We start from the raw sequence: 25,542 nt of genomic DNA, 5'->3' as shown, positions 1-25,542 counted from the left end.
GACCTCCTTTCTTAAGAAAATTATTTATCTAATAATTCACCAGATTTTTTTGCAATACGAACTTTTTTACCATCTTCTACTTTGAAGCCTACGCGAGTAGGTTCACCTGTTTTCGGATCTAAAATCATAACGTTAGAAACGTGAATAGGTGCTTCTTTAGTAATAATTCCACCTTGTGGATTTAATTGAGATGGCTTAGAGTGCTTCTTAACGATATTGACACCCTCAACGATAACACGGTTTTGCTTTGGGAAAGCCACAAGGATAACGCCTTGTTTTCCTTTGTCTTTACCAGTGATTACCTGTACTTTATCACCTTTTTTTACATGCATCTTAATTCTGCACCTCCTTAGCAAGGCAATACCTTAAATTATAGAACTTCTGGAGCTAAAGAAACGATCTTCATGAAGTTGCTATCACGTAATTCACGAGCTACTGGTCCGAAGATACGAGTACCACGTGGGCTCTTATCGTCTTTAATGATAACCGCTGCGTTTTCATCAAATTTGATGTAAGAACCGTCCGGACGACGAGCTCCGCTCTTCGTACGTACTACTACTGCTTTAACAACGTCACCTTTTTTAACAACGCCACCTGGTGTTGCTTGTTTTACCGTAGCAACGATAATGTCACCAATGTTAGCATATTTACGACCAGAGCCGCCTAATACTTTAATTGTTAAAAGTTCACGTGCACCAGAGTTGTCAGCAACTTTCAAACGAGATTCTTGTTGGATCATGTTATGAAACCTCCCTTCGGACTAAAAATTCCGATTCGTCTATTTAGATAATAACCGCTTCTTCAACGATTTCAACTAAACGGAAACGCTTAGTAGCAGAAAGCGGGCGAGTTTCCATGATTTTAACGATATCGCCAAGTTTCGCTTGGTTTTGCTCATCATGGGCTTTGTACTTCTTAGAATACTTAACACGTTTTCCGTACAAGGAATGAGTTTTGTAAGTTTCAACTAAAACTGTAATCGTTTTGTCCATTTTGTCAGACACTACACGACCAGTATAAACTTTGCGTTGGTTACGTTCGCTCACTATGCAAACCTCCCCTCAATTTATCGATTAATTCCGATCTCTCTTTCACGAACTACAGTTTTCATACGAGCAATTGCTTTACGCACTTCACGAATGCGAGTTGGATTCTCTAATTGTCCTGTAGCAAGTTGGAAGCGAAGATTAAACAACTCTTCCTTTAAAGCTTTAACTTTTGTTTCGATTTCGGCAGTGGTTAATTCACGAATATCATTAGTTTTCATTAGATTCACCACCATTTTCTTCACGTTTTACGAATTTACATTTCACAGGTAACTTGTGAGCTGCAAGACGTAATGCTTCGCGTGCTACCTCTTCAGATACACCCGCGATTTCGAACATAATTTTCCCAGGTTTTACTACTGCTACCCAGCCTTCTGGTGCCCCTTTACCGGAACCCATACGTACTTCTAGAGGTTTTGCAGTGTAAGGTTTAGAAGGGAAAATTTTAATCCATACTTTACCGCCACGTTTCATGTAACGAGTCATTGCACGACGAGCAGCTTCGATTTGACGGTTTGTAATCCATGAAGCAGCTTGTGCTTGTAAACCGAATTCACCGAAAGCAATTTCAGTTCCACCTTTAGCACGACCACGCATTTTACCACGATGCTCTCTACGATATTTTACGCGTTTTGGCATTAACATATTATTTTCCTCCTTCCTCAGAAGCTTTCTTTTTTGTAGGAAGGACTTCTCCACGGTAGATCCATACTTTTACGCCTAATTTACCGTATGTTGTATCAGCTTCAACTGCTGCATAGTCAATATCAGCGCGAAGTGTATGAAGTGGAACAGTTCCTTCACTGTAAGATTCTGCACGAGCGATATCAGCTCCGCCAAGACGACCAGAAACCTGTGTTTTAATACCTTTAGCACCTGCACGCATAGCACGTTGAATAACTTGCTTTTGTGCACGACGGAATGATACACGGTTTTCTAATTGACGAGCGATGTTTTCGCCTACTAATTTAGCGTTAAGATCAGCTCTCTTAACTTCTAAAATGTTGATGTGTACACGCTTGCCTGTTAATTGGTTAAGAGCTTTACGAAGTGCTTCAACTTCAGTACCACCTTTACCAATTACCATACCAGGTTTTGCAGTGTGAATTGTAACATTTACACGATTTGCTGCACGTTCGATTTCTACTTTAGCAACAGCAGAATCTTTTAAGCGTACATTAATGTACTCACGGATTTTGATGTCTTCATGTAATAATGTAGCGTAATCTTTCTCAGCGAACCAACGAGATTCCCAGTCACGGATAACGCCGACACGAAGACCAATTGGATTAACCTTTTGACCCATCGATTATCCCTCCTTCTTTTCTGATACCACAACTGTGATGTGGCTTGTGCGTTTGTTAATTTGGCTTGCACGACCCATTGCACGTGGACGGAAACGTTTTAACGTTGGACCTTCGTCAACGAAAACTTTTTCTACAACTAGGTTGTTAATGTCCATCTCATAATTGTGCTCTGCATTTGCGATTGCAGATTTTAAAACTTTTTCTACAACTGGAGAAGCAGTTTTTGGTGTGTGGTTAAGGATAGCAATCGCTTCACCCACTTGCTTACCTCGGATTAAGTCTACTACTAAACGAACTTTACGAGGAGCAATACGAACTGTTCTCGCTACTGCTTTAGCTTGCATTGAAGTGCCTCCTCTCATTATCTTCTAGTTTTCTTATCGTCAGCAAGGTGACCTTTGTACGTACGAGTTGGTGCGAATTCACCTAACTTATGGCCAACCATATCCTCAGTGATGTACACAGGTACGTGTTTACGACCATCATATACAGCGATTGTGTGTCCGATGAACTGAGGGAAGATTGTTGAACGGCGAGACCAAGTTTTAACAACTTGTTTTTGCTCAGATGCAACTAATTTTTCCATTTTGCTCATTAAGTGATCATCGACAAATGGTCCTTTTTTTAAGCTACGAGCCATTTTGGTGCCTCCCTTCGTGATTGGCGTACGGTTCTAGAAATGAACCGTACTACAATCCCATTATTTTTTACGACGACGAACGATAAATTTGTCAGACGCTTTGTTTTTCTTACGAGTCTTGAATCCAAGAGTTGGTTTACCCCATGGAGACATTGGAGACTTACGTCCGATTGGAGAACGTCCTTCACCACCACCGTGTGGGTGATCAACAGGGTTCATTACAGAACCACGAACTGTTGGGCGTTTACCTAACCAGCGAGAGCGACCTGCTTTACCGATTTTGATAAGTTCGTGTTGTTCGTTACCTACTTGACCGATTGAAGCGCGACAAGCAGATAATACAAGACGTACTTCACCAGAAGTTAAACGTACAAGTACGTATTTACCTTCTTTACCAAGTACTTGAGCAGATGTACCAGCAGAACGAACTAATTGTCCGCCACGACCAGGCTTAAGCTCGATGTTATGAACAACAGTACCTACTGGAATGTTGATTAATGGTAATGCGTTACCGATTTTAATGTCAGCTTCTGGGCCAGACATAACTTCCATACCTACTTCTAAAGATTTAGGAGCAAGAATGTAACGTTTTTCACCGTCAACGTAGTTAATTAATGCGATATTCGCAGAGCGGTTTGGATCGTATTCGATCGTAGCAACGCGTCCTGGAATTCCATCTTTGTTACGCTTAAAGTCGATGATACGGTATTGACGCTTATGTCCGCCACCTTGATGACGTACAGTGATTTTACCTTGGTTATTACGACCAGCCTTCTTGCTTAAAGGAGCAAGTAATGACTTTTCGGGTCTATCAGTCGTGATTTCAGCGAAATCATTCGTAGTCATATTACGACGACCGTTAGTAGTTGGATTATACTTTTTGATTCCCATCTCAATTTCCCTCCTTCTTTAGTAAGAATTAAACGCCTTGGAAGATTTCGATTTCTTTGCTGTCAGCAGTTAGCTTAACGATTGCTTTACGACGACGGCTAGTAAAACCAGCGTGACGACCAACGCGTTTTGCTTTCGGCTTGTAGTTCATGATGTTCACTTTTTCTACTTTAACACCAAAGATCGCTTCAAGAGCATCTTTAACTTCTGTTTTATTAGATTTAACGTCCACATCGAACGTGTATTTTTTTTCAGCCATCATTTCCATAGAACGTTCAGTGATAACTGGGCGCTTAATGATATCACGAGGATCTCTCATTATGCAAGCACCTCCTCTACTTTTTCCACTGCCGCTTTTGTCATGATTAGCTTATCATGATGAAGCACGTCTAAAACGTTTACGCCATCAGCAGTGATTACTGTTACTCCAGGGATATTGCGAGCAGATAACTCTACAGATTCGTTTGCATCAGCAGTTACGATAAGAGCTTTCTTCTCAACAGTTAATCCTTTAAGTACTGCTAGCATATCTTTTGTTTTTGGTGCATTTAACACTAGGTCTTCAAGAACTACAATGTTGTTCTCAACTACTTTAGTAGCTAATGCAGATTTGATTGCTAAACGACGAACTTTCTTAGGAAGTTTGTACGCATAGCTTCTTGGTGTAGGTCCGAATACCGTACCACCACCACGCCATTGAGGAGAGCGGATAGACCCTTGACGAGCACGTCCAGTTCCTTTTTGACGCCATGGTTTACGACCACCACCGCGAACTTCAGAGCGAGTTTTTACTTTGTGTGTACCTTGACGTAAAGATGCACGTTGCATCATTACAGCTTCGAAAAGTACAGCTTCATTTGGTTCGATACCGAAAATAGCTTCAGCTAATTCGATTTCACCAACCTGTGAACCAGTTTGGTTATATACAGTAACTTTTGGCATTGGAATTCCTCCTTCCTATTGTGAATTATTTGCTAACCTTCACAGCGCCTTGAACAACTACAAGAGATTTCTTAGCACCTGGAACGTTACCTTTTACTAGTAATAAGTTGCGCTCAGTGTCAACTTGAACGATTTCTAAGTTTTGGATAGTAACTTGGTCTCCACCCATACGTCCAGCAAGTTTTTTGCCTTTGAATACACGGTTCGGAGCAACTGGGCCCATTGAACCTGGACGACGGTGATAGCGAGAACCATGAGACATAGGTCCGCGAGATTGTCCGTGGCGTTTGATAACACCTTGGAAACCTTTACCTTTAGAAATTCCTGTTACATCAACGATTTCACCTGTAGCGAATACGTCAACTTTTACCTCTTGACCAACCTCTAATCCGTCCACGTCTGCATCGCGGATTTCGCGAATGAAGCGCTTAGGAGTTGTAGATGCTTTAGCAGTGTGGCCTTGTTCAGGTTTGTTAGTTAACTTTTCACGTTTATCTTCAAATCCTAACTGGATTGCATTGTAGCCATCAGTTTCAGTTGTTTTCTTTTGAAGAACAACGTTTGGATTAGCAGCGATAACTGTTACTGGGATTAACTCACCGTTCTCAGCAAATACTTGAGTCATACCGATCTTTCTTCCTAAGATTCCTTTGGTCATGAGTTACACCTCCTACATTTTTAAGTTATATAAATTATAGTTTGATTTCGATATCTACACCAGATGGTAAGTCTAAACGCATTAATGAATCTACTGTTTGTGGAGTAGGACTCACGATGTCGATTAGACGTTTGTGCGTGCGCATTTCGAATTGCTCACGAGAATCTTTGTACTTATGAACAGCACGAAGAATTGTGTAAACAGTTTTTTCAGTTGGTAATGGGATCGGACCAGAAACTGTTGCCCCAGAACGCTTAGCTGTTTCTACAATTTTCTCAGCTGACTGATCAAGAATACGGTGATCGTAAGCTTTTAAACGGATACGAATTTTTTCTTTTGCCATTATTTTCCCTCCTTCGTTCGCCTATTTCTAAAATAGACCTTCTCCATGGAAATTTCCCCACACCATGCCATGGCAAAGCGGCCGGGTGTGTCAGCAACCTTCCACTTCATCGCAGTCAAAGACCAACATTGTCTATTATACAATGTTATTCGTCTAGATGCAAGCATCTTTTTGTTTGCATCTGCTTTTCTCTACTTTTGCTATTATACATGGCACTTTAAAGAATTTCAAGTTTTCATCTAACAGAATTCATTTTACAGTTTCTGGATTATCTTTTGTCGTTTTTATATTACTATAGAAGAAACTCGTCAAAACAAAAAACACCCTCTTCTTCCTTATATAAACGCAAACAAAAAACCTAAGGGAAAATCCCTTAGGTTTTTTTATATCAGTTAAGATTACTCAACGATAGTAGCAACTACACCGTAACCTACTGTACGTCCACCTTCACGAATAGAGAATTTAGTTCCCTCTTCGATAGCGATTGGAGCGATAAGTTCGATAGTCATTTCGATGTTGTCACCAGGCATTACCATTTCAGTACCTTCTGGTAATTGGATGATACCAGTTACGTCAGTTGTACGGAAGTAGAACTGAGGACGGTAGTTAGCGAAGAATGGAGTGTGACGTCCACCTTCTTCTTTAGATAATACGAAAACTTCAGCTTTGAATTTAGCGTGAGCTTTTACAGAACCGCTTTTTGCAAGTACTTGTCCACGTTGGATGTCTTCACGAGCAACCCCACGAAGTAAAGCACCGATGTTGTCTCCAGCTTGAGCTTGGTCAAGAAGTTTACGGAACATCTCTACACCAGTTACAGTTGTAGAAGCATTTTCTTCAGCAAGACCGATGATTTCTACTACGTCACCAACTTTAACGATACCGCGCTCAACACGACCAGTAGCAACTGTACCACGACCTGTGATAGAGAATACGTCCTCTACAGGCATTAAGAATGGTTTGTCAGTTTCACGTTCTGGAGTTGGGATGTAAGCATCAACTTCAGCCATTAATTCAATGATTTTTGCTTCCCAATCAGCTTCTCCTTGAAGAGCTTTAAGAGCAGAACCTTTGATTACAGGAATGTCGTCGCCTGGGAATCCGTATTCAGATAATAGGTCGCGAACTTCCATTTCTACTAATTCTAATAATTCTTCGTCATCTACCATGTCGCATTTGTTTAAGAATACAACGATGTAAGGAACACCTACTTGACGAGAAAGAAGGATGTGCTCACGTGTTTGAGGCATTGGGCCATCAGCAGCAGATACTACTAAGATACCGCCGTCCATTTGAGCAGCACCAGTGATCATGTTTTTAACATAGTCAGCGTGACCTGGGCAGTCAACGTGTGCATAGTGACGAGTTTCAGTTTCGTACTCAACGTGTGCAGTTGAGATTGTGATACCGCGCTCTCTTTCTTCTGGAGCAGCATCGATTTGATCGTATCCGCGTGCTTCAGCACCACCAGCTTTTGCAAGAACTGTAGTGATCGCAGCAGTTAATGTAGTTTTACCATGGTCAACGTGGCCGATTGTACCGATGTTAACATGGGGTTTAGAACGTTCGAATTTAGCTTTAGCCATTCTAAATTCCTCCTTAGTTTATATAGGTTATTTTATATTTAGACTAGAAAGTGAAACTTACGTCCCACTTTCTAAGCTTACATAAGTAGTTATACTTGAACAATCGATAAAAATCAATTATTCACCTTTATTTTTTTTGATAATTTCTTCAGAAACAGACTTTGGTACTTCTTCATAGTGGTCAAACACCATAGAGAATGTTCCGCGTCCTTGAGTGTTAGAACGTAATGACGTTGCATAACCGAACATTTCAGAAAGTGGAACCATAGCGCGAACAACTTGTGCGTTACCGCGAGCTTCCATACCTTCTACACGTCCACGACGAGATGTTACGTCACCCATAATGTCACCCATGTACTCTTCAGGAATTACAACTTCAACTTTCATCATTGGCTCAAGAATTACTGGGCTACATTTAGAAACCGCAGCTTTAAGTGCCATAGATGCAGCGATTTTGAACGCCATCTCAGATGAATCGACATCATGGTAAGATCCGTCAACTAATGCAGCTTTAATGTCAACTAGTGGATAACCAGCTAGTACACCATTTTTAAGTGCATCTTCAAGACCTGCTCCAACAGCTGGGATGTATTCACGAGGAACTACACCACCGACGATCTTGTTTTCGAATTCGAATCCTTTACCTTCTTCGTTAGGTTCAAACTCAATCCAAACGTGACCGAATTGTCCACGACCACCAGATTGACGAGCGAACTTACCTTCAACTTTCGCAGCAGCGCGGAAAGTCTCACGGTATGCTACCTGAGGAGCACCAACGTTTGCTTCCACTTTGAATTCACGACGCATACGGTCAACGATGATATCAAGGTGAAGTTCACCCATACCAGCGATGATAGTTTGGCCAGTTTCTTGGTCAGTGTGAGCACGGAATGTTGGATCTTCTTCAGAAAGCTTAGATAATGCTGTACCCATTTTATCTTGGTCAGCTTTAGATTTTGGTTCGATAGCTACAGAGATAACTGGCTCTGGGAATTCCATAGACTCAAGGATAACAAGGCTCTTCTCGTCACAAAGAGTATCACCAGTAGTAGTATCTTTTAAACCTACAGCAGCAGCGATATCACCAGCGTAAACTGTTGAAATCTCTTCACGGCTGTTAGCGTGCATTTGTAGGATACGACCTACACGCTCACGCTTACCTTTAGTTGAGTTTTTCACGTATGATCCAGAGTTTAACACACCAGAGTACACACGGAAGAACGTTAACTTACCAACATAAGGGTCAGTCATGATTTTGAATGCTAAAGCTGCGAATGGTTCTTCATCGCTAGACTTACGTTCTACTTCTTCATCTGTATCCGGTAGAGTACCTTTAATAGCAGGTACATCTAGTGGTGATGGAAGGTAGTCGATAACTGCGTCTAACAGAATTTGAACACCTTTGTTTTTGAATGCAGAACCACAGATTACTGGGAAGAATTCTACAGAAGTTGTAGCCTTACGGATACCAGCTTTAAGCTCTTCTACAGTGATTTCTTCACCTTCTAGGTACTTCATCATCATTTCTTCATCAAGCTCAGCTACCGCTTCAATAAGTTTTCCACGGTATTCTTCAGCTAATTCTTTGTGCTCTTCAGGAATTTCAACACGTTGAATGTCTGTTCCTAAATCGTTACCGTACATGTAAGCACACTCTTCAACAAGGTCAATGATACCATTGAACTCATCTTCAGCACCGATTGGTAACTGAATTGGATGTGCGTTTGCTTGTAAACGATCGTGGATTGTTCCTACAGAGTATAAGAAATCTGCACCGATCTTATCCATTTTGTTAACGAATACGATACGAGGTACGCCGTAAGTAGTAGCCTGACGCCAAACAGTTTCTGTTTGTGGTTCTACACCAGATTGCGCATCAAGTACCGCTACAGCGCCATCAAGTACGCGTAAAGAACGTTCTACTTCTACTGTGAAATCTACGTGTCCTGGAGTATCAATGATGTTTACACGATGACCTTTCCATTGTGCTGTAGTTGCAGCAGAAGTAATTGTGATACCACGCTCTTGCTCTTGCTCCATCCAGTCCATCTGAGATGCACCTTCGTGAGTTTCACCGATTTTATGAATACGTCCTGTGTAGTACAGAATACGCTCAGTTGCTGTTGTTTTACCAGCATCGATGTGAGCCATGATACCAATATTACGAGTGTTTTCTAAAGAGAACTCTCTTGCCATTTGGTGTCTTGCTCCTTCCATATATGGATTGGATTTTTTTATTTTAAGTAGCAAAAAAGCCACTTTATATTGTTACACATGTCAGTATGTCCAGTACTCTCATTATGTAAAACGAGCGCCCGATGAAAGGGAGAGGCATTCTCCCTCTCCACACTTCCATAAGCGACAAATAAAGCGGTTTATGCTTACATTTATTTTACGTTGAATCCTACCAACGGTAATGAGCAAATGCTTTGTTAGCTTCTGCCATTTTATGAGTGTCTTCACGTTTCTTAACAGATGCACCAGCGTTGTTAGCTGCATCTAAGATTTCGTTAGCAAGACGCTCTTCCATAGTTTTTTCACCACGAAGACGAGCGTAGTTTACTAACCAACGAAGACCTAAAGTTGTACGGCGTTCTGGACGAACCTCAACTGGAACTTGGTAGTTAGCACCACCAACACGACGAGCGCGTACTTCAAGAACAGGCATGATGTTCTTAAGAGCTTGCTCGAATACTTCCATTGGCTCTTTACCAGTACGTTCGTTTACGATATCGAACGCATTATAAAGAATTGTTTGAGATTTACCTTTTTTACCGTCAACCATCATTTTGTTGATAAGGCGTGTTACTAGCTTCGAATTGTACATTGGATCTGGTAACACGTCACGTTTCGCAACAGGTCCTTTACGAGGCATATTGAGTTCCTCCTTTCATTTTAAAGTTATTATTTTTTAGCAGGTTTTGGTCTCTTAGTACCATATTTAGAACGTCCTTGCATACGTTTGTCAACACCAGCTGTGTCAAGCGCACCACGAACGATGTGGTAACGTACCCCCGGTAAATCCTTTACACGACCACCGCGAATTAATACTACGCTATGCTCTTGTAGGTTATGACCGATACCTGGGATGTAAGCTGTAACCTCGATACCGTTTGTTAAACGTACACGAGCGTATTTACGTAACGCTGAGTTAGGTTTCTTTGGAGTCATTGTACCAACACGAGTACATACACCACGTTTTTGAGGTGCAGAGATATCAGTTGATTTTTTCTTTAAAGAGTTAAAACCTTTGTTTAACGCAGGTGATTTAGATTTCCATACTTTATCAGTACGACCATTTCTCACTAATTGGTTAATAGTAGGCATTTGATTATCCTCCCTTCGCATGTTTGTATGACCACATATCCAGGTGGTTCATTATTAGTTGAAAACAAAGTTTTTGCAAGGAAGAGCAAATGCTCTCTCCTCACAAAAACAGTTTTAACTTATTATTCCTATTGCTGAAGCTCCCACTTGAATCCCCGAAGCTTTACCAAGCTTACGAACTGATTCAACTTTTGTTATGGGCACGTTATATTGCATTGCAACACGAATGATAGCATGGGTTAACCGCATGTCAGCATCCTCTGCGATGACAACTTCTTTAACTGTACCATTTTTGATTGCCTCCAATGTACGTTTATGACCAACGACTACATTTTCAGCAGTTGATACTTTTTGATAAGACATATAAATATCCTCCAAAGCATCGTTCAGGAGCAACCTTGATTATAGTAACATTTTGACTCATACAATGTCAACTAAGATTAATTGTTTTTATACAAAATTTATGCCGGAAAATTTTACTGTTCCACATAAACCTCATCGTTTTCTACATTCATGTCATCTTGTGTTGTTTTTACAAGATCCACTTTGCGATAACGATTCATACCTGTTCCAGCAGGAACAAGTTTACCGATAATAACATTTTCTTTTAATCCTAGAAGTTCATCGCGTTTACCCTTAATTGCTGCATCAGTTAAGACACGAGTTGTTTCTTGGAAGGATGCTGCAGATAAGAATGAATCTGTTTCAAGTGAAGCTTTTGTAATACCAAGTAGAACAGGTCTAGCTGTTGCTGGTTGCTTACCTTGCAGTAAGACCTTAGCATTCGCATCAGTGAACTGATGGATATCTAGTAATGTTCCTGGTAATACATCTGTTTCACCTGCATCACTTACACGAACTTTACGTAACATTTGACGTACCATTACTTCTACGTGTTTGTCACCAATTTCTACCCCTTGCATACGGTATACTTTTTGAACTTCACGTAATAAGTATTCTTGAACCGCCGTAATGTCCGTTACTTTTAGTAATTCTTTCGGATCAATAGAACCTTCTGTTAACTCTTTACCGTGGCTAATTGGCTGTCCTGGAGTTACTTTCAGACGAGCACCGTAAGGAATAGCATACGTACGAGCTTCAACTTCACCCTGTACAACTACTTCTTGGCGATCTTTAACGTCGTTGATCGCTGCGATAACACCGTCGATTTCACTGATAACTGCCTGACCTTTCGGATTACGAGCTTCGAAGATCTCTTGGATACGAGGTAAACCTTGAGTAATATCATCTCCGGCAACCCCACCTGTATGGAATGTACGCATCGTTAACTGTGTACCTGGCTCACCGATAGATTGAGCTGCGATAATACCTACCGCTTCTCCTACTTCTACGTCTGTTCCAGTTGCTAAGTTACGACCGTAACACTTCTTACATACACCGTGGCGAGTATTACACGTAAACGCTGAACGAATGTTTACAGTTTCAACACCCGAATTTTCAACGATATGAGCGATATCTTCAGTAATTAATTGATTTTCAGCAACTAATACTTCACCTGTTTCAGGATGTTTTACAGTTTTTCTTGCAAAACGTCCAACAAGACGATCATATAATGACTCGATAACTTCATTACCCTCTTTAATCGCACCAATTAATAAACCGCGATCTGTTCCACAATCATCTTCACGAACGATTACATCTTGTGCAACGTCAACAAGACGACGTGTTAAGTAACCAGAATCGGCAGTTTTAAGTGCTGTATCGGCAAGACCTTTACGCGCACCATGCGTAGAGATGAAGTACTCAAGTACTGTTAAACCTTCACGGAAACTCGATTTGATTGGAAGTTCGATGATACGACCAGATGGATTGGCCATAAGACCACGCATACCAGCAAGCTGAGTAAAGTTAGATGCGTTACCACGGGCACCTGAGTCACTCATCATGAAGATTGGGTTGCGTTTATTCAAGGATTTCATCAGTTTTCCTTGGATAACATCTTTTGCATTACTCCAAATAGAGATAACGCGATCGTAACGTTCTTCTTCCGTGATTAAACCGCGACGGAATTGTTTAATTACATTATCTACTTTTGCTTGTGCTTCGTGGAGAATTTCATCTTTTTCGCCTAATACAAGAATGTCAGATACCCCAACTGTAATACCAGCTTTTGTAGAGTACTTGAATCCTAAGTTTTTCATACGGTCAAGCATGCGAGACGTTTCTGTAATTTGGAAACGTTTGAACACTTCCGCAATGATGTTACCAAGGATCTTCTTGCTAAATGGCGCCACTTCTTCGCGACTAGCAATAATTTCTTTAATGTTCGCACCTTTTTCAACGAAATATTTCGCTGGTGTTTCTTTTTCAAGGTTTGAATTTGTTGGTTCATTAATATAAGGGAACGACTCTGGTAAGATTTCGTTAAATATTAATTTACCAACTGTTGTTAATAGAAGCATACTCTTTTGCTCTTCAGTAAATGTTGCGTTGTTTACTGCACTTGCAGCTACTGCAACACGTGTATGAAGATGAACATATCCATTTTGATATGCAAGCAATGCTTCATTTGCATCTTTGAAGACCATACCTTCACCGATTGCACCTTCACGCTCAAGTGTTAAGTAATAGTTACCTAATACCATATCCTGAGATGGAGTAACAACTGGTTTACCGTCTTTCGGGTTCAAGATGTTTTGTGCCGCTAACATAAGAAGACGAGCTTCAGCTTGAGCTTCTGATGATAAAGGTACGTGAACGGCCATTTGGTCACCGTCAAAGTCCGCGTTGTATGCAGTACATACAAGTGGGTGAAGACGGATTGCGCGACCTTCTACTAATGTAGGTTCAAACGCCTGGATACCAAGACGGTGAAGTGTTGGTGCGCGGTTTAGAAGTACTGGATGTTCTTTAATCACAGACTCTAAAACGTCCCAAACTTCAGGTTGTACACGCTCGATTTTACGTTTCGCACTCTTAATGTTATGTGCTAATCCTTTTTCAACTAACTCTTTCATTACGAAAGGTTTGAACAGTTCAAGCGCCATTTCTTTTGGTAATCCACATTGATACATCTTTAAGTTCGGTCCTACAACGATTACAGAACGACCAGAGTAGTCAACACGTTTACCTAATAAGTTTTGACGGAAACGTCCTTGTTTACCTTTAAGCATGTGAGATAGTGATTTTAATGGACGGTTACCTGGCCCAGTAACTGGACGGCCACGACGACCATTATCGATTAATGCGTCTACAGCTTCTTGTAACATACGTTTTTCGTTTTGAACGATGATGCTTGGTGCACCTAAGTCCAATAGACGTTTTAAACGGTTGTTACGGTTAATTACACGACGGTATAAGTCGTTTAAGTCAGAAGTAGCAAAACGTCCACCGTCTAACTGTACCATTGGGCGTAGTTCTGGTGGGATTACTGGTAGAACATCTAAGATCATCCAAGACGGTTCATTTCCAGAGTTACGGAATGCTTCTAATACTTCTAGACGTTTAATAGCACGAGTACGGCGTTGTCCTTGTGCTGTTTTTAATTCTTCTTTTAAGAAGTCTACTTCTTTATCTAAATCGATGTCTTGTAGTAGCTTTTTAATTGCTTCTGCACCCATAGCAGCTTGGAATGTGCTACCATATCGATCACGATATGCACGGTATTCTTTTTCAGAAAGTAATTGCTTCTTATCAAGTGGTGTATCTCCACTTTCTGTTACAACATAAGAAGCGAAATAAATTACTTCTTCAAGCGCGCGAGGGGACATGTCTAAGACAAGTCCCATGCGGCTCGGGATACCTTTGAAATACCAAATATGAGATACAGGAGCAGCTAATTCGATATGACCCATACGTTCACGACGTACTTTTGCACGCGTTACTTCAACGCCACATCGATCACAAACTACACCTTTATAACGTACACGTTTGTATTTTCCGCAATGACATTCCCAGTCCTTTTGTGGTCCGAAAATACGCTCACAGAACAAGCCATCTTTTTCAGGCTTTAACGTACGATAGTTAATAGTTTCTGGTTTCTTAACTTCACCGTATGACCAAGAACGAATCTTGTCAGGTGAAGCAAGTCCAATCTTCATATATTCAAAGTTATTTACATCTATCAAGGGGCCTACCTCCCTTTTAGTCTACAGGTTATCCCAATTATTCCTTAGTTGTCTCAACTTCGACATTCAATTTATCTGCTGATTGATGATCATCGTCATCTTCTGTATCACGCATTTCAATTTCTGTATCGTCGCTAGACATCATTTTAACGTCCATACCTAAACTTTGCAGCTCTTTAATCAATACTTTGAATGATTCAGGAACGCCTGGTTCTGGAACATTTTCGCCTTTAACAATTGCTTCATAAGTCTTAACACGTCCAACAACATCATCAGACTTCACTGTTAAGATTTCTTGAAGAGTATAAGCAGCACCGTAAGCTTCAAGTGCCCAAACCTCCATCTCACCGAAACGCTGTCCACCGAACTGAGCTTTACCTCCAAGAGGTTGCTGCGTTACAAGTGAGTATGGTCCAGTAGAACGAGCATGAAGTTTATCGTCAACCATGTGCGCAAGTTTGATCATATACATGACACCAACAGATACGCGGTTATCGAATGGTTCACCAGTACGTCCGTCATACAGGATTGTTTTCGCGTCATTTGCCATACCAGCTTCTTCAATTGTGCCCCAAACATCTTCCTCACGAGCACCATCGAATACTGGTGTTGCAATGTGAATGCCAAGGTATCTTGCTGCCATACCAAGATGAAGCTCTAATACCTGACCGATATTCATACGAGATGGTACCCCTAATGGGTTTAACATGATATCGATTGGCGTACCGTCTGGTAGGTAAGGCATATCTTCTTCTGGTAAAATACGAGAAATAACACCTTTGTTACCGTGACGTCCGGCCATCTTGTCACCTTCAGAAATTTTACGTTTTTGAACGATATATGCACGTACAAGTTGATTCACGCCTGGTGGCAATTCATCGCCATCTTCACGGTTGAATACTTTTACGTCTAAGATAATACCGCCACCACCGTGTGGTACACGTAGTGATGTATCACGTACTTCACGCGCTTTTTCTCCAAAGATAGCATGTAATAGACGTTCTTCAGCTGTTAATTCTGTTACACCTTTAGGTGTTACTTTACCAACAAGTAAATCTCCATCTTTTACTTCAGCACCAACGCGAATGATACCGCGCTCGTCAAGGTTACGTAATGCGTCTTCCCCAACGTTTGGAATGTCACGTGTAATTTCTTCTGGTCCAAGCTTCGTATCACGAGCTTCTGATTCATATTCTTCAATATGAATAGAAGTGTACACATCATCTTTTACAAGGCGCTCACTCATGATGATCGCATCCTCGTAGTTATAACCGTCCCAAGTCATGAAGCCAACAAGCACGTTACGTCCAAGTGCTAGTTCACCTAATTCCATAGAAGGACCATCCGCAAGGATTTCACCTTTTACAACTTCATTTCCAACACTTACGATTGGACGTTGGTTGTAACAAGTTCCTTGGTTAGAACGAATGAATTTTTGCATTTTGTAGCGATCTAAGTCGCCTTTTACTGTTTGACCGTCAACTTCTACATAGCGACGTACCCAAACTTCACGTGCTTCTACGCGCTCAACAACACCAGGATGTTTACAGATTACTGCAGCACCTGAGTCTTTTGCTGATACGTACTCCATACCTGTACCTACAATCGGAGATTCCGGATTCATTAACGGAACCGCCTGACGTTGCATGTTCGCTCCCATAAGTGCGCGGTTAGAGTCATCGTTTTCTAAGAACGGAATACAAGCTGTCGCTGCCGACACTACTTGTTTTGGAGATACATCCATGTAGTCGATGCGTTCTCTATTTGTGACAATGTTTTCACCACGGAAACGAGCTACGATATCTTCACTTAGGAATTCACCTTCGTCAGATAATTTCATATTCGCTTGGGCTACAACATAGTTATCTTCTTCATCTGCTGTTAAGTAATCAACATGCCCTGTTACAAGACCAGTTTCTGGGTCAACACGACGGTATGGTGTTTCAATGAAACCAAACTCATTTACTTTCGCGAACGAAGATAATGAGTTAATCAAACCGATGTTTGGTCCCTCTGGTGTTTCAATCGGACACATACGACCGTAGTGAGAGTAATGAACGTCACGCACTTCAAAGCCTGCGCGCTCACGCGTTAAACCACCAGGTCCTAATGCAGATAGTCTTCGTTTGTGAGTTAACTCTGCTAATGGGTTTGTTTGGTCCATAAACTGAGATAACTGAGAACTTCCGAAGAACTCTTTAATAGATGCAATAACAGGACGAATATTAATTAGTGCCTGTGGTGTAATTGCATTTGTATCTTGGATCGACATTCTCTCACGAACAACACGTTCCATACGAGAAAGACCGATACGGAATTGATTTTGTAACAGTTCTCCAACAGAACGCAGACGACGGTTTCCTAAATGGTCAATATCATCTGTATCCCCTACCTTGTATAGTAGGTTGAAGAAGTAACTGATAGAAGCAAGGATATCACCTGGTGTGATGTGTTTCACATCACGAGTAATGTTTGCATTACCAATTACATTAATTACGCGTTCGCCTTCCGACTCAGGAGCATAAATCTTAATAGATTGCAGCTCAACATCGCCTTCTACCACTCCACCCATTGGTTTCGCTGTTTTGAATCCAATGTTTTTCTCTAAGTAAGGTAAAATGCGATCAAGTGTACGACGATCTAAGATTGTTCCTTCTGCCGCTAAAATTTCACCAGTTTCTGGATCCACTAATGTTTCAGCTAAACGTTGATTAAACAATCTGTTTTTAATGTGTAACTTCTTGTTGATCTTATAGCGACCTACATTTGCTAAATCGTAGCGCTTTGGATCAAAGAAACGAGACACAAGTAAGCTCTTAGCATTTTCTACTGTTGGTGGTTCACCAGGACGTAGACGCTCATAAATTTCAAGCAATGCTTTTTCTGTGCTATCTGTGTTGTCTTTTTCTAATGTGTTGCTTAAGTATTCGTTATCACCTAAAAGCTCGGTGATTTCTTGATCAGAGCCAAACCCTAATGCGCGTAACAAAACAGTTACAGGAAGTTTACGCGTACGGTCAATACGCACATATACAACATCCTTAGCATCTGTCTCATACTCTAACCAAGCTCCGCGGTTTGGAATTACAGTAGCAGTAAAACCACGTTTTCCGTTTTTATCCACTTTGCCACTATAGTATACGCTTGGAGAGCGAACTAACTGGGAAACGATAACACGTTCTGCACCGTTAATTACGAATGTTCCAGTCTCTGTCATGAGTGGGAAATCTCCCATGAACACATCTTGTTCTTTTACTTCACCAGTTTCCTTGTTGATTAGACGCACTTTTACACGAAGTGGTGCTGCATACGTCACATCACGCTCTTTGCATTCGTCTACAGAGTATTTAGGTTCACCTAAGCTGTAGTCGATAAATTCAAGCGATAGATTTCCCGTAAAGTCTTCAATCGGAGAAATGTCTTGGAACATTTCTCGCAAACCCTCATCAAGAAACCACTGATAAGAAGAGGTTTGAATTTCGATAAGATTTGGTAACTCTAATACTTCACTAATACGGGCATAACTTCTTCGTTGGCGGTGGCGTCCGTATTGAACTAGTTGACCTGTCAACTGCTTCACCCCTCAAATCATGAGTATTATAAATGCACAAAAAAATTTGTGCAAAATCACAAATAAATACAACTACTGCTATTAGCGTAGTCTCTTTCTCTTAAAGATAAATACGTTGAGTCTTTCTACCTGCTCAAAAAAGAAAAATGGCTTCTATAAGAAAACCATCATTCTGTTTCATAATCTGCTGATTTTACTATCTTTTCCAAGAGAAACAAAAATATACATCTTTCTCAACGCAGAAAATCATATATTGGCATTGTATAATGTTAACATAGCCAAAAATAACCGTCAACGTTTTTTTGATTTTATGATATAATATCCTTTTTTCTTTTCTACAACCTCAACTTCAGAAAATACTTCTTCTAGTTTTTTTAGCGCAGACGGTGCACCTTGTTTCTTTTGAATAACAATCCAAAGCTCTCCATCTGGAACTAAATACTCCACAGCTTTTTCTAAAATCTCATGTACGATATCTTTACCCGCACGAATCGGAGGGTTAGATAGAATAGCAGCATACTTACCATCTACATTTTCATAGACGCTACTTTGAAAAATACGTATATTCTCGATTTTGTTATTAGCGGCGTTTTCTCTCGCAAGCCCAAGTGCCCTCTCGTTCACATCCACCATGTGAACTTCACGACCTTGAAACTCTTTCGCTAACGACAAACCAATAGGACCGTATCCGCAACCTACGTCTAATATATTACCTTTAATATCTGGCATTTGAAACGCTTCAATTAAAAGACGGGAACCAAAGTCCACTTCGTTTTTCGAGAACACCCCATGATCAGATAAGAAAGTAAATCGAGATCCACGAAGGGCAAACTCCCATCGCTTACGATCACTTTTACTAGAAGGGTCGTTAGAAAAATAATGGTCTGCCATATGGCCACCTCTTTTCTTTACAGTTAAAAAAAAAGCTCGCATGAGAGCGAGCTTTTTTTAAAGCATCAAAAGTTAATTACTTAACTTCTACAGCAGCGCCAACTTCTTCAAGTTTAGCTTTGATTTCTTCAGCTTCTTCTTTAGCAGCAGCTTCTTTGATTACTTTTGGAGTGTTGTCAACTAATTCTTTAGCTTCTTTTAAGCCAAGACCAGTGATTTCACGAACAACTTTGATAACTTTGATTTTTTGTGCACCAGCGCTAGTTAGTTCCACATCAAATTCAGTTTTCTCAGCAGCAGCTTCTCCAGCGCCACCAGCAACAGCTACAGGAGCAGCAGCAGTTACGCCGAATTCTTCCTCGATAGCTTTTACTAAGTCGTTAAGTTCTAATACAGTCATAGATTTAACTGCTTCAATGATTTGTTCTTTAGTCATTGTAAATATCCTCCCTTAAATAGGTTTGTATTGTTTTATCGATAATACGTAATTATCTTTTAAAAAATTAAGCGCCTTGCTCTTCCTTTTGGTCTGCAACTGCTTTAGTAGCAAGTGCAAGGTTACGGATTGGAGCTTGAAGAACGCTAAGAAGCATAGAAAGTAAGCCTTCACGTGATGGAAGAGTAGCAATTGCTTTAACCTCATCAAGTGTTACAAGTTTACCTTCGATTACGCCCGCTTTAATTTCTAAAGCTTCATGATCTTTAGCGAAGTCGTTTAATACTTTCGCAGGAGCAACTACATCCTCGTTACTGAACGCGATTGCGTTTGGTCCTGTTAAGAATTCATTTAACTCAGCCATTTCAGCAGATTCTGCAGCACGACGAGTTAGAGAGTTTTTGTAAACTTTGAACTCAACGCCAGCTTCACGTAATTGCTTACGTAATTCTGTTGCTTCAGAAACTGTTAAACCACGGTAGTCAACAACGATTGTAGATTTACTAGCGCGAAGTTTGTCCGCGATTTCAGTTACAACTTGTTGTTTAGTTTCGATTACTTTGCTCATGTTATTACACCTCCTGTAGATTATATAGAAGATGTACCGAAAGTGCACTAAAAACCTCCATGCCCAACTTGTAGACATGGAGGCATATAGTCACAGAAAAAAGATTCCGCTTCGTATATTAACACCTAGGTAGGAAATTAAGTCTATTGACACCTACTGTCTACGGTACACTAATTAAATTCACAACATAAATGATTATATTAAAACTTCTTTATGAAGTCAACTTCCAAAATTTACGCTAATGTAGAAACGTCTACACGTACGCCAGGTCCCATTGTAGAAGCAACTGTTACGTTCTTCATGTAAGTACCTTTTGCAGCAGCTGGCTTAACTTTTTGTAAAGTGTCAGCAATTGTTTTGAAGTTTTCTACTAATTTAGCATCTTCGAAAGATACTTTACCGATTGGAACGTGGATGTTACCAGCTTTATCAACGCGGTATTCAACTTTACCAGCTTTGATTTCGTTAACAGCTTTAGTTACATCGAAAGTAACTGTTCCAGTTTTAGGGTTTGGCATTAAACCTTTAGGTCCTAATACGCGACCAAGTTTACCAACTTCACCCATCATGTCAGGAGTTGCTACTACTACATCGAAATCGAACCAACCTTGTTGGATTTTACCGATGTAATCAGTATCGCCTACGAAGTCAGCTCCAGCAGCTTCAGCTTCTTTAGCTTTTTCACCTTTAGCAAATACTAATACACGTTGTACTTTACCAGTACCGTGTGGAAGAACAACTGCACCACGGATTTGTTGGTCAGCTTTCTTAGGGTCAACACCTAAACGGAATGCAGCTTCTACAGTTGCATCAAATTTAGCTGTGTTTGTTTTCTTTACTAATTCTACTGCTTCTGTTGCAGAGTAAGCAGCTGCACGATCAACAAGCTTTGCAGCTTCTACGTACTTTTTACCTCTTTTAGCCATTTTTATTTCCTCCTCGAATGTGGTTTTAGCGGAATAACCTCCCACGTTTACGCCTGTTTTCAGGTATAACCTGAGGATGAGCGCCATCCATTTATTTAAAAACGATAATCATTTACGATAATAAAGGTTGCGAATTGGAATTCCAGACCCGCAACCTTTTTTAAAAACAAATCGAATTAGTCTTCGATAACGATGCCCATACTGCGTGCAGTACCTTCAACCATACGCATTGCAGCTTCTACGCTAGCAGCGTTTAGGTCAGGCATTTTAGTTTCAGCGATTTCGCGTACTTTATCACGCTTAACAGTTGCCACTTTATTACGGTTTGGTTCACCAGAACCAGACTCAATACCAGCTACTTTCTTAAGAAGAACAGCAGCAGGAGGAGTTTTAGTAATGAAAGTGAATGAACGGTCCTCAAATACCGTAATTTCAACAGGGATGATAAGACCAGCTTGATCTGCTGTACGAGCGTTAAACTCTTTACAGAAGCCCATGATGTTAACACCTGCTTGTCCTAATGCTGGACCAACTGGTGGAGCTGGGTTAGCTTTACCTGCAGGAATTTGAAGCTTTACCATTTTAATTACCTTTTTAGCCACGAGACACACCTCCTTAAGTCCGTGATGTGGTCAATTGGACAGTGATTTGCCCTCCCACGTCATATTTTATCTGTAAGGATAAAATCTTTCAAAAAACGTCTCCGATAACGAAGACGTACTGACTTAAAAGATATTATCACTTTTTACAATTCATTTCAAGTTTCATTTTATAATTTTTCAATTTGATGGAAGTCAAGTTCAACTGGAGTCTCGCGACCAAACATGTCCACAAGCACGCTAACCTTTTTCTTCTCCACATCAATTTCTTCAATAGCACCTGTATAATCTGCGAATGGCCCCTCATTTACACGTACTGTCTCATGAAGTTCAAAGTCGAAATCAACCACTTCGTTGTCCATTCCCATATGTTTCATAATGGTAACAACTTCCTCTTCTAATAGAGGTGATGGTTTAGATCCAGAACCAGAAGAACCAACGAACCCAGTTACACCCGGCGTGTTACGTACAACATACCAAGAGTCATCAGTCATGATTAATTCTACTAATACATAACCTGGGAACACTTTTCTTTTCATTAATTTTTCTTTTCCGTTTTTCATTTCTACTTCTACTTCTTCCGGGACAACAACACGGAAAATTTTATCTTGCATACCCATTGATTCTACACGTTTCTCTAGGTTTGCTTTTACTTTATTTTCATATCCAGAATAAGTATGGACAACATACCAACTTTTTTCCATTCATTTAGGACGAGCGTCCTTCCCTCCCTGACGTACATTTTTTTGCGCAAATGAAAAAACCCGTTCACCGGGCTTTTACACAGTTCTTATAAATAACATTATATCATGGATAAGTGCTTCTTATTCAAGAATTAACCAAGAATTAACCGAATTAAAGAAGAAATGCCCATATCAACTACTGCGAAGAAAATCGCAAAGAACACAACTGTAGCAACAACAGTCGCTGTTGAGCGGAGTAATTCATCTTTTTTAGGCCAACTTACTTTTTTCATTTCGCGACCTACATCGCCGAAAAAGTTCGTTAAACGCATCTGCGGGACCTCCAGTGTATTATTTCAATTATTTATTTTGTTTCCTTGTGAACTGTATGCTGATTGCATGTTTTACAAAACTTTTTTATTTCAAGTCGCTCTATTGAGCTCGTATCTTTCATAGTAGAGTAGTTTCGATTTTTACACTCTTCACATGAGAGTACAACTTTTTTCCTCATTAGTTACACCAACCTTGTAACATTATGTCCCTAAAAATGTATCATACAATAAAAGACAATGTCAATGACATGCATTTTGTACTCTCTACAAAAGAAAACAGGTGATTTATTTTACACCTGCAGCACTTGTTACTTCTTATGAATTTAAAGTTGTACTTTCTCTCATTTCCATATATCGTTCCAATTTCCTCTTTACTCTTTGTAAAGCGTTATCAATAGATTTCACATGCCTGTTTAACTGTTCTGAAATCTCTTGATAAGAACGACCATCTAAATATAAAGAAAGCACTTTTCTTTCTAAATCGCTTAATAATTCAGATATTTTTGATTCTATGTCTGTATATTCTTCCTGGCTAATGATCATCTCTTCAGGATCAGTCACCTTCGCTTCAGAAATAACATCCAATAACGTTCGATCAGATTCCTCATCGTAAATCGGCTTATCTAAAGACACATACGAATTTAAAGGAATATGTTTTTGTCTTGTTGCCGTTTTAATAGCGGTAATAATTTGTCGAGTGATACATAGTTCAGCAAATGCTTTGAATGAAGACAGCTTGTCCTCTTTATAATCACGAATTGCTTTAAACAACCCTATCATACCTTCTTGAACAATGTCTTCTCGATCGGCACCCACTAAAAAGTAAGATCTTGATTTCGCACGAACAAAGTTCTTATACTTGTGAATTAAATATTCTAGAGCGTCAGTATTACCTTTTCGAACTAACTCAACGATTGCCTCATCCTCTAAATCACGAAATGTAACGTCGCCTATACTTACGAAGCCTGCTTCCACCTTGATCCCTCCGACCGCTATTTATTTAGCAATATTATACAGTAAAAAGATAAAGAGCGTCAATGCTTCAACGCTCTCCTCTTCTTAATTTTTCTAATTTTTCTGTAATATCTTTACTAAATATCTTTCGCATGGCGGGCTGCTGTTCTTTCGCGTCTTTTGTACGCCTTCTTACTTGTTGTTCCATTGCTTGTACTTCCAACTCTAATTCACGCGCAGATTTTCGAAGGGCACCTTGCGCAAATATAACCCATTGTTCTGTATAATCAGAAGTCGCAACATATATTTGTGTATTTATATTTCTAAGCTCTATCGCAAGTTGCTCTATCTTTTCGTCTGCAGTTTGATTCTTTCGTGTGAATATTACTTCTACACGAGATTGTTTCATCTTTTTTTCAATACCATGGACTGTATAGGCATCAAAGACTATCATCACTTTTGTGCCTGTATAACCTTGATAATCCGCCATCTTATCAATAAGCGCATCTCTTGATGATTGTAAATCTACATCCCGCAGTTTCTTCAAATCTCCCCAAGCTCCGATAATGTTGTAGCCGTCAACGATTAAAATATCGTTCATTTTTTATTTACCAATTTCGTGACGTTTACGATATACCTCATACATTAACAAACTTGCGGCTACTGAAGCATTTAAGGATGTAACTTTACCAACCATCGGTAGAGTGATTAAGAAATCACACTTTTCACCAATAATACGACTCATACCTTTTCCTTCACTACCAATTACTAATCCAATCGGCATTGTACCATCTAAATTACGGTAATCCGTTTTCCCTTTGGCATCTGTACCAGCAATCCAAAGTCCACGCTCTTTTAATTCATCAATTGTACGAGATAAGTTTGTTACGCGCGCAACAGGAATGTATTCAATCGCTCCTGTTGATGCTTTCGCAACTGATGCGGTAAGTCCCACAGCTCTTCTCTTCGGAATAATAATTCCATGAGCTCCTGTTGCATCAGCAGTACGCATAATAGAACCTAGGTTATGCGGATCTTCAATCTCATCTAAAATCAAGAAGAATGGATCTTCATTACGTTTTTCTGCCACTTTGAATAAATCTTCTAACTCTGCATACTGATATGCAGCTACTTGAGCAATTACACCTTGATGATTACCCTCAACTAATTGATCTAACTTTTTCTTTGGTGCATGTTGTAAAATAATCTTATTTTCTTTCGCTAATGCTAGTACAATTTGTACTTGTCCTTTGGCAGCACCTTCTGCGATCCAAATTTTATTAATATCTCTCCCTGATCTTAACGCTTCAATTACAGGGTTACGTCCGATAATATATTCACTAGTCATGATGATGTGCCCCCTTCCTTTTCTTCTAAAACTGCTATTGCCTTATATACAATTTCGTCTAATCTTTCACGATTATTTAATAAATGATGGTAACCAATTAGCGCTTCAAAGGCTGTACTATGTCGATATGTTTGTACATCCGTATTTTTCGGAACTGTACCTGAATTTGCATTACGCCCTCTTCTTAATACCGCCTCTTCTTCCTCTGTCAAAAATGCCGTCTCTAATAAATGATAAACAACTTTCGCCTGTGCTTTTGCTGAAACAAAGCTCGTCCCTAAGCGGTGTAATTGATTAGGTCGAACTTTTCCTTTTTGAAGGAGGTGATAGCGGATATATTGTTCATATACCGCATCACCCATATACGCTAACGCCAAGCTGTTTAATTGCTTTGCATCGATCATCC

At 40.1% G+C, this 25,542-nt stretch carries 32 protein-coding genes and 1 other annotated feature; all 32 genes read right to left on the bottom strand.

The features are described 5' to 3' along the window. Positions 1-20: 20 nt before the first annotated feature. The 32 genes from rplX to DN399_RS00575 all read right to left on the bottom strand — a co-directional run bounded on the left by rplX (position 21) and on the right by DN399_RS00575 (position 25,540). Positions 21-332: a 50S ribosomal protein L24 gene (gene rplX / locus DN399_RS00735; protein WP_000558200.1), complete on the bottom strand. Its 312-nt coding sequence runs from the start codon at positions 330-332 to the stop codon at positions 21-23. A gap of 38 nt (positions 333-370) precedes the next feature. Then, on the bottom strand, positions 371-739 hold the full coding sequence (gene rplN, locus DN399_RS00730) for a 50S ribosomal protein L14 (protein ID WP_000615912.1): 369 nt from the start codon (positions 737-739) through the stop codon (positions 371-373). A gap of 43 nt (positions 740-782) precedes the next feature. After that, on the bottom strand, positions 783-1,046 hold the full coding sequence (rpsQ, locus tag DN399_RS00725) for a 30S ribosomal protein S17 (RefSeq protein ID WP_000004106.1): 264 nt from the start codon (positions 1,044-1,046) through the stop codon (positions 783-785). A gap of 20 nt (positions 1,047-1,066) precedes the next feature. After that, positions 1,067-1,267, bottom strand: coding sequence for a 50S ribosomal protein L29 (gene rpmC / locus DN399_RS00720; protein WP_000855718.1), 201 nt, complete (start codon positions 1,265-1,267; stop codon positions 1,067-1,069). Continuing rightward, on the bottom strand, positions 1,257-1,691 hold the full coding sequence (rplP, locus tag DN399_RS00715) for a 50S ribosomal protein L16 (protein ID WP_000928969.1): 435 nt from the start codon (positions 1,689-1,691) through the stop codon (positions 1,257-1,259). The genes rpmC and rplP overlap by 11 nt, the downstream gene beginning before the upstream one ends. Position 1,692: 1 nt before the next feature. Further along, positions 1,693-2,352, bottom strand: coding sequence for a 30S ribosomal protein S3 (gene rpsC / locus DN399_RS00710; protein WP_000529956.1), 660 nt, complete (start codon positions 2,350-2,352; stop codon positions 1,693-1,695). Positions 2,353-2,355: 3 nt separating this feature from the next. Continuing rightward, entirely contained in the window at positions 2,356-2,697 is a 342-nt protein-coding gene (rplV, locus tag DN399_RS00705) for a 50S ribosomal protein L22 (RefSeq protein WP_001148024.1), read from the bottom strand. 17 nt (positions 2,698-2,714) lie between these two features. Then, on the bottom strand, positions 2,715-2,993 hold the full coding sequence (gene rpsS, locus DN399_RS00700) for a 30S ribosomal protein S19 (protein WP_000124454.1): 279 nt from the start codon (positions 2,991-2,993) through the stop codon (positions 2,715-2,717). 60 nt (positions 2,994-3,053) lie between these two features. Continuing rightward, the gene (gene rplB / locus DN399_RS00695; protein ID WP_000511583.1) at positions 3,054-3,884 is read right to left on the bottom strand and encodes a 50S ribosomal protein L2; all 831 of its coding nucleotides are present in this window, start codon (positions 3,882-3,884) and stop codon (positions 3,054-3,056) included. A 28-nt stretch (positions 3,885-3,912) separates the two neighbouring features. Beyond that, complete coding sequence (rplW, locus tag DN399_RS00690) at positions 3,913-4,203, bottom strand: 50S ribosomal protein L23 (RefSeq protein ID WP_001205558.1); 291 nt, start codon at positions 4,201-4,203, stop codon at positions 3,913-3,915. Further along, the gene (gene rplD / locus DN399_RS00685; protein ID WP_001127258.1) at positions 4,203-4,826 is read right to left on the bottom strand and encodes a 50S ribosomal protein L4; all 624 of its coding nucleotides are present in this window, start codon (positions 4,824-4,826) and stop codon (positions 4,203-4,205) included. The genes rplW and rplD overlap by 1 nt, the downstream gene beginning before the upstream one ends. Positions 4,827-4,851: 25 nt before the next feature. After that, entirely contained in the window at positions 4,852-5,484 is a 633-nt protein-coding gene (gene rplC / locus DN399_RS00680; RefSeq protein WP_000160207.1) for a 50S ribosomal protein L3, read from the bottom strand. Between the two features lie 34 nt (positions 5,485-5,518). Beyond that, on the bottom strand, positions 5,519-5,827 hold the full coding sequence (gene rpsJ, locus DN399_RS00675; protein WP_001040596.1) for a 30S ribosomal protein S10: 309 nt from the start codon (positions 5,825-5,827) through the stop codon (positions 5,519-5,521). Between the two features lie 398 nt (positions 5,828-6,225). Further along, the gene (gene tuf / locus DN399_RS00665) at positions 6,226-7,413 is read right to left on the bottom strand and encodes an elongation factor Tu (RefSeq protein ID WP_001029614.1); all 1,188 of its coding nucleotides are present in this window, start codon (positions 7,411-7,413) and stop codon (positions 6,226-6,228) included. Between the two features lie 117 nt (positions 7,414-7,530). Next, positions 7,531-9,609 (bottom strand): elongation factor G, encoded by a 2,079-nt coding sequence (fusA, locus tag DN399_RS00660; RefSeq protein WP_000090370.1) that lies wholly within the window; start codon positions 9,607-9,609, stop codon positions 7,531-7,533. Between the two features lie 208 nt (positions 9,610-9,817). Continuing rightward, a complete protein-coding gene (gene rpsG / locus DN399_RS00655) occupies positions 9,818-10,288 on the bottom strand; it encodes a 30S ribosomal protein S7 (protein ID WP_001137491.1) in 471 nt (156 codons plus the stop codon). A 29-nt stretch (positions 10,289-10,317) separates the two neighbouring features. After that, positions 10,318-10,740: a 30S ribosomal protein S12 gene (rpsL, locus tag DN399_RS00650; protein WP_001142341.1), complete on the bottom strand. Its 423-nt coding sequence runs from the start codon at positions 10,738-10,740 to the stop codon at positions 10,318-10,320. 114 nt (positions 10,741-10,854) lie between these two features. After that, a complete protein-coding gene (locus tag DN399_RS00645; protein WP_000121837.1) occupies positions 10,855-11,103 on the bottom strand; it encodes a 50S ribosomal protein L7ae-like protein in 249 nt (82 codons plus the stop codon). 113 nt (positions 11,104-11,216) lie between these two features. Next, the gene (gene rpoC / locus DN399_RS00640; RefSeq protein WP_000567939.1) at positions 11,217-14,828 is read right to left on the bottom strand and encodes a DNA-directed RNA polymerase subunit beta'; all 3,612 of its coding nucleotides are present in this window, start codon (positions 14,826-14,828) and stop codon (positions 11,217-11,219) included. A gap of 37 nt (positions 14,829-14,865) precedes the next feature. Next, the gene (gene rpoB / locus DN399_RS00635; RefSeq protein ID WP_000147553.1) at positions 14,866-18,399 is read right to left on the bottom strand and encodes a DNA-directed RNA polymerase subunit beta; all 3,534 of its coding nucleotides are present in this window, start codon (positions 18,397-18,399) and stop codon (positions 14,866-14,868) included. Positions 18,400-18,690: 291 nt separating this feature from the next. After that, positions 18,691-19,290, bottom strand: coding sequence for a class I SAM-dependent methyltransferase (locus DN399_RS00630; protein ID WP_149149278.1), 600 nt, complete (start codon positions 19,288-19,290; stop codon positions 18,691-18,693). A gap of 76 nt (positions 19,291-19,366) precedes the next feature. After that, a complete protein-coding gene (gene rplL, locus DN399_RS00625; RefSeq protein ID WP_000159736.1) occupies positions 19,367-19,726 on the bottom strand; it encodes a 50S ribosomal protein L7/L12 in 360 nt (119 codons plus the stop codon). 67 nt (positions 19,727-19,793) lie between these two features. Next, positions 19,794-20,294 (bottom strand): 50S ribosomal protein L10, encoded by a 501-nt coding sequence (rplJ, locus tag DN399_RS00620; RefSeq protein ID WP_000048716.1) that lies wholly within the window; start codon positions 20,292-20,294, stop codon positions 19,794-19,796. Positions 20,295-20,333: 39 nt separating this feature from the next. Further along, positions 20,334-20,478: a sequence feature (ribosomal protein L10 leader region), on the bottom strand. A 49-nt stretch (positions 20,479-20,527) separates the two neighbouring features. Further along, positions 20,528-21,220, bottom strand: coding sequence for a 50S ribosomal protein L1 (gene rplA, locus DN399_RS00615; protein WP_001987630.1), 693 nt, complete (start codon positions 21,218-21,220; stop codon positions 20,528-20,530). Positions 21,221-21,396: 176 nt separating this feature from the next. Then, complete coding sequence (rplK, locus tag DN399_RS00610; RefSeq protein ID WP_001085872.1) at positions 21,397-21,822, bottom strand: 50S ribosomal protein L11; 426 nt, start codon at positions 21,820-21,822, stop codon at positions 21,397-21,399. Positions 21,823-21,989: 167 nt separating this feature from the next. Next, positions 21,990-22,523 carry a transcription termination/antitermination protein NusG gene (nusG, locus tag DN399_RS00605; protein WP_000415794.1) on the bottom strand — a complete coding sequence of 178 codons (534 nt, stop codon included), beginning with the start codon at positions 22,521-22,523 and terminating at the stop codon, positions 21,990-21,992. 131 nt (positions 22,524-22,654) lie between these two features. After that, positions 22,655-22,834 (bottom strand): preprotein translocase subunit SecE, encoded by a 180-nt coding sequence (gene secE / locus DN399_RS00600; protein ID WP_001241323.1) that lies wholly within the window; start codon positions 22,832-22,834, stop codon positions 22,655-22,657. A 32-nt stretch (positions 22,835-22,866) separates the two neighbouring features. Beyond that, positions 22,867-23,013: a 50S ribosomal protein L33 gene (gene rpmG / locus DN399_RS00595; protein ID WP_014481927.1), complete on the bottom strand. Its 147-nt coding sequence runs from the start codon at positions 23,011-23,013 to the stop codon at positions 22,867-22,869. A gap of 136 nt (positions 23,014-23,149) precedes the next feature. After that, the gene (locus DN399_RS00590; protein WP_000387193.1) at positions 23,150-23,809 is read right to left on the bottom strand and encodes an RNA polymerase factor sigma-70; all 660 of its coding nucleotides are present in this window, start codon (positions 23,807-23,809) and stop codon (positions 23,150-23,152) included. A 67-nt stretch (positions 23,810-23,876) separates the two neighbouring features. Beyond that, positions 23,877-24,389 (bottom strand): NYN domain-containing protein, encoded by a 513-nt coding sequence (locus DN399_RS00585; RefSeq protein WP_000997880.1) that lies wholly within the window; start codon positions 24,387-24,389, stop codon positions 23,877-23,879. Positions 24,390-24,392: 3 nt separating this feature from the next. Continuing rightward, a complete protein-coding gene (gene rlmB, locus DN399_RS00580) occupies positions 24,393-25,136 on the bottom strand; it encodes a 23S rRNA (guanosine(2251)-2'-O)-methyltransferase RlmB (protein ID WP_000200237.1) in 744 nt (247 codons plus the stop codon). After that, entirely contained in the window at positions 25,133-25,540 is a 408-nt protein-coding gene (locus DN399_RS00575) for a Mini-ribonuclease 3 (RefSeq protein WP_000564261.1), read from the bottom strand. Before DN399_RS00575 ends, rlmB begins: the two co-directional genes overlap by 4 nt. Positions 25,541-25,542: the final 2 nt, after the last annotated feature.

Source organism: Bacillus sp. AR4-2 (assembly GCF_008274865.1).
In the GTDB taxonomy this organism is placed as follows: Bacteria; Bacillota; Bacilli; order Bacillales; family Bacillaceae_G; genus Bacillus_A; species Bacillus_A cereus.
The sequence above is the reverse complement of the archived record's forward strand: the minus strand, read 5'-3'. Positions and strand labels throughout refer to the sequence as shown.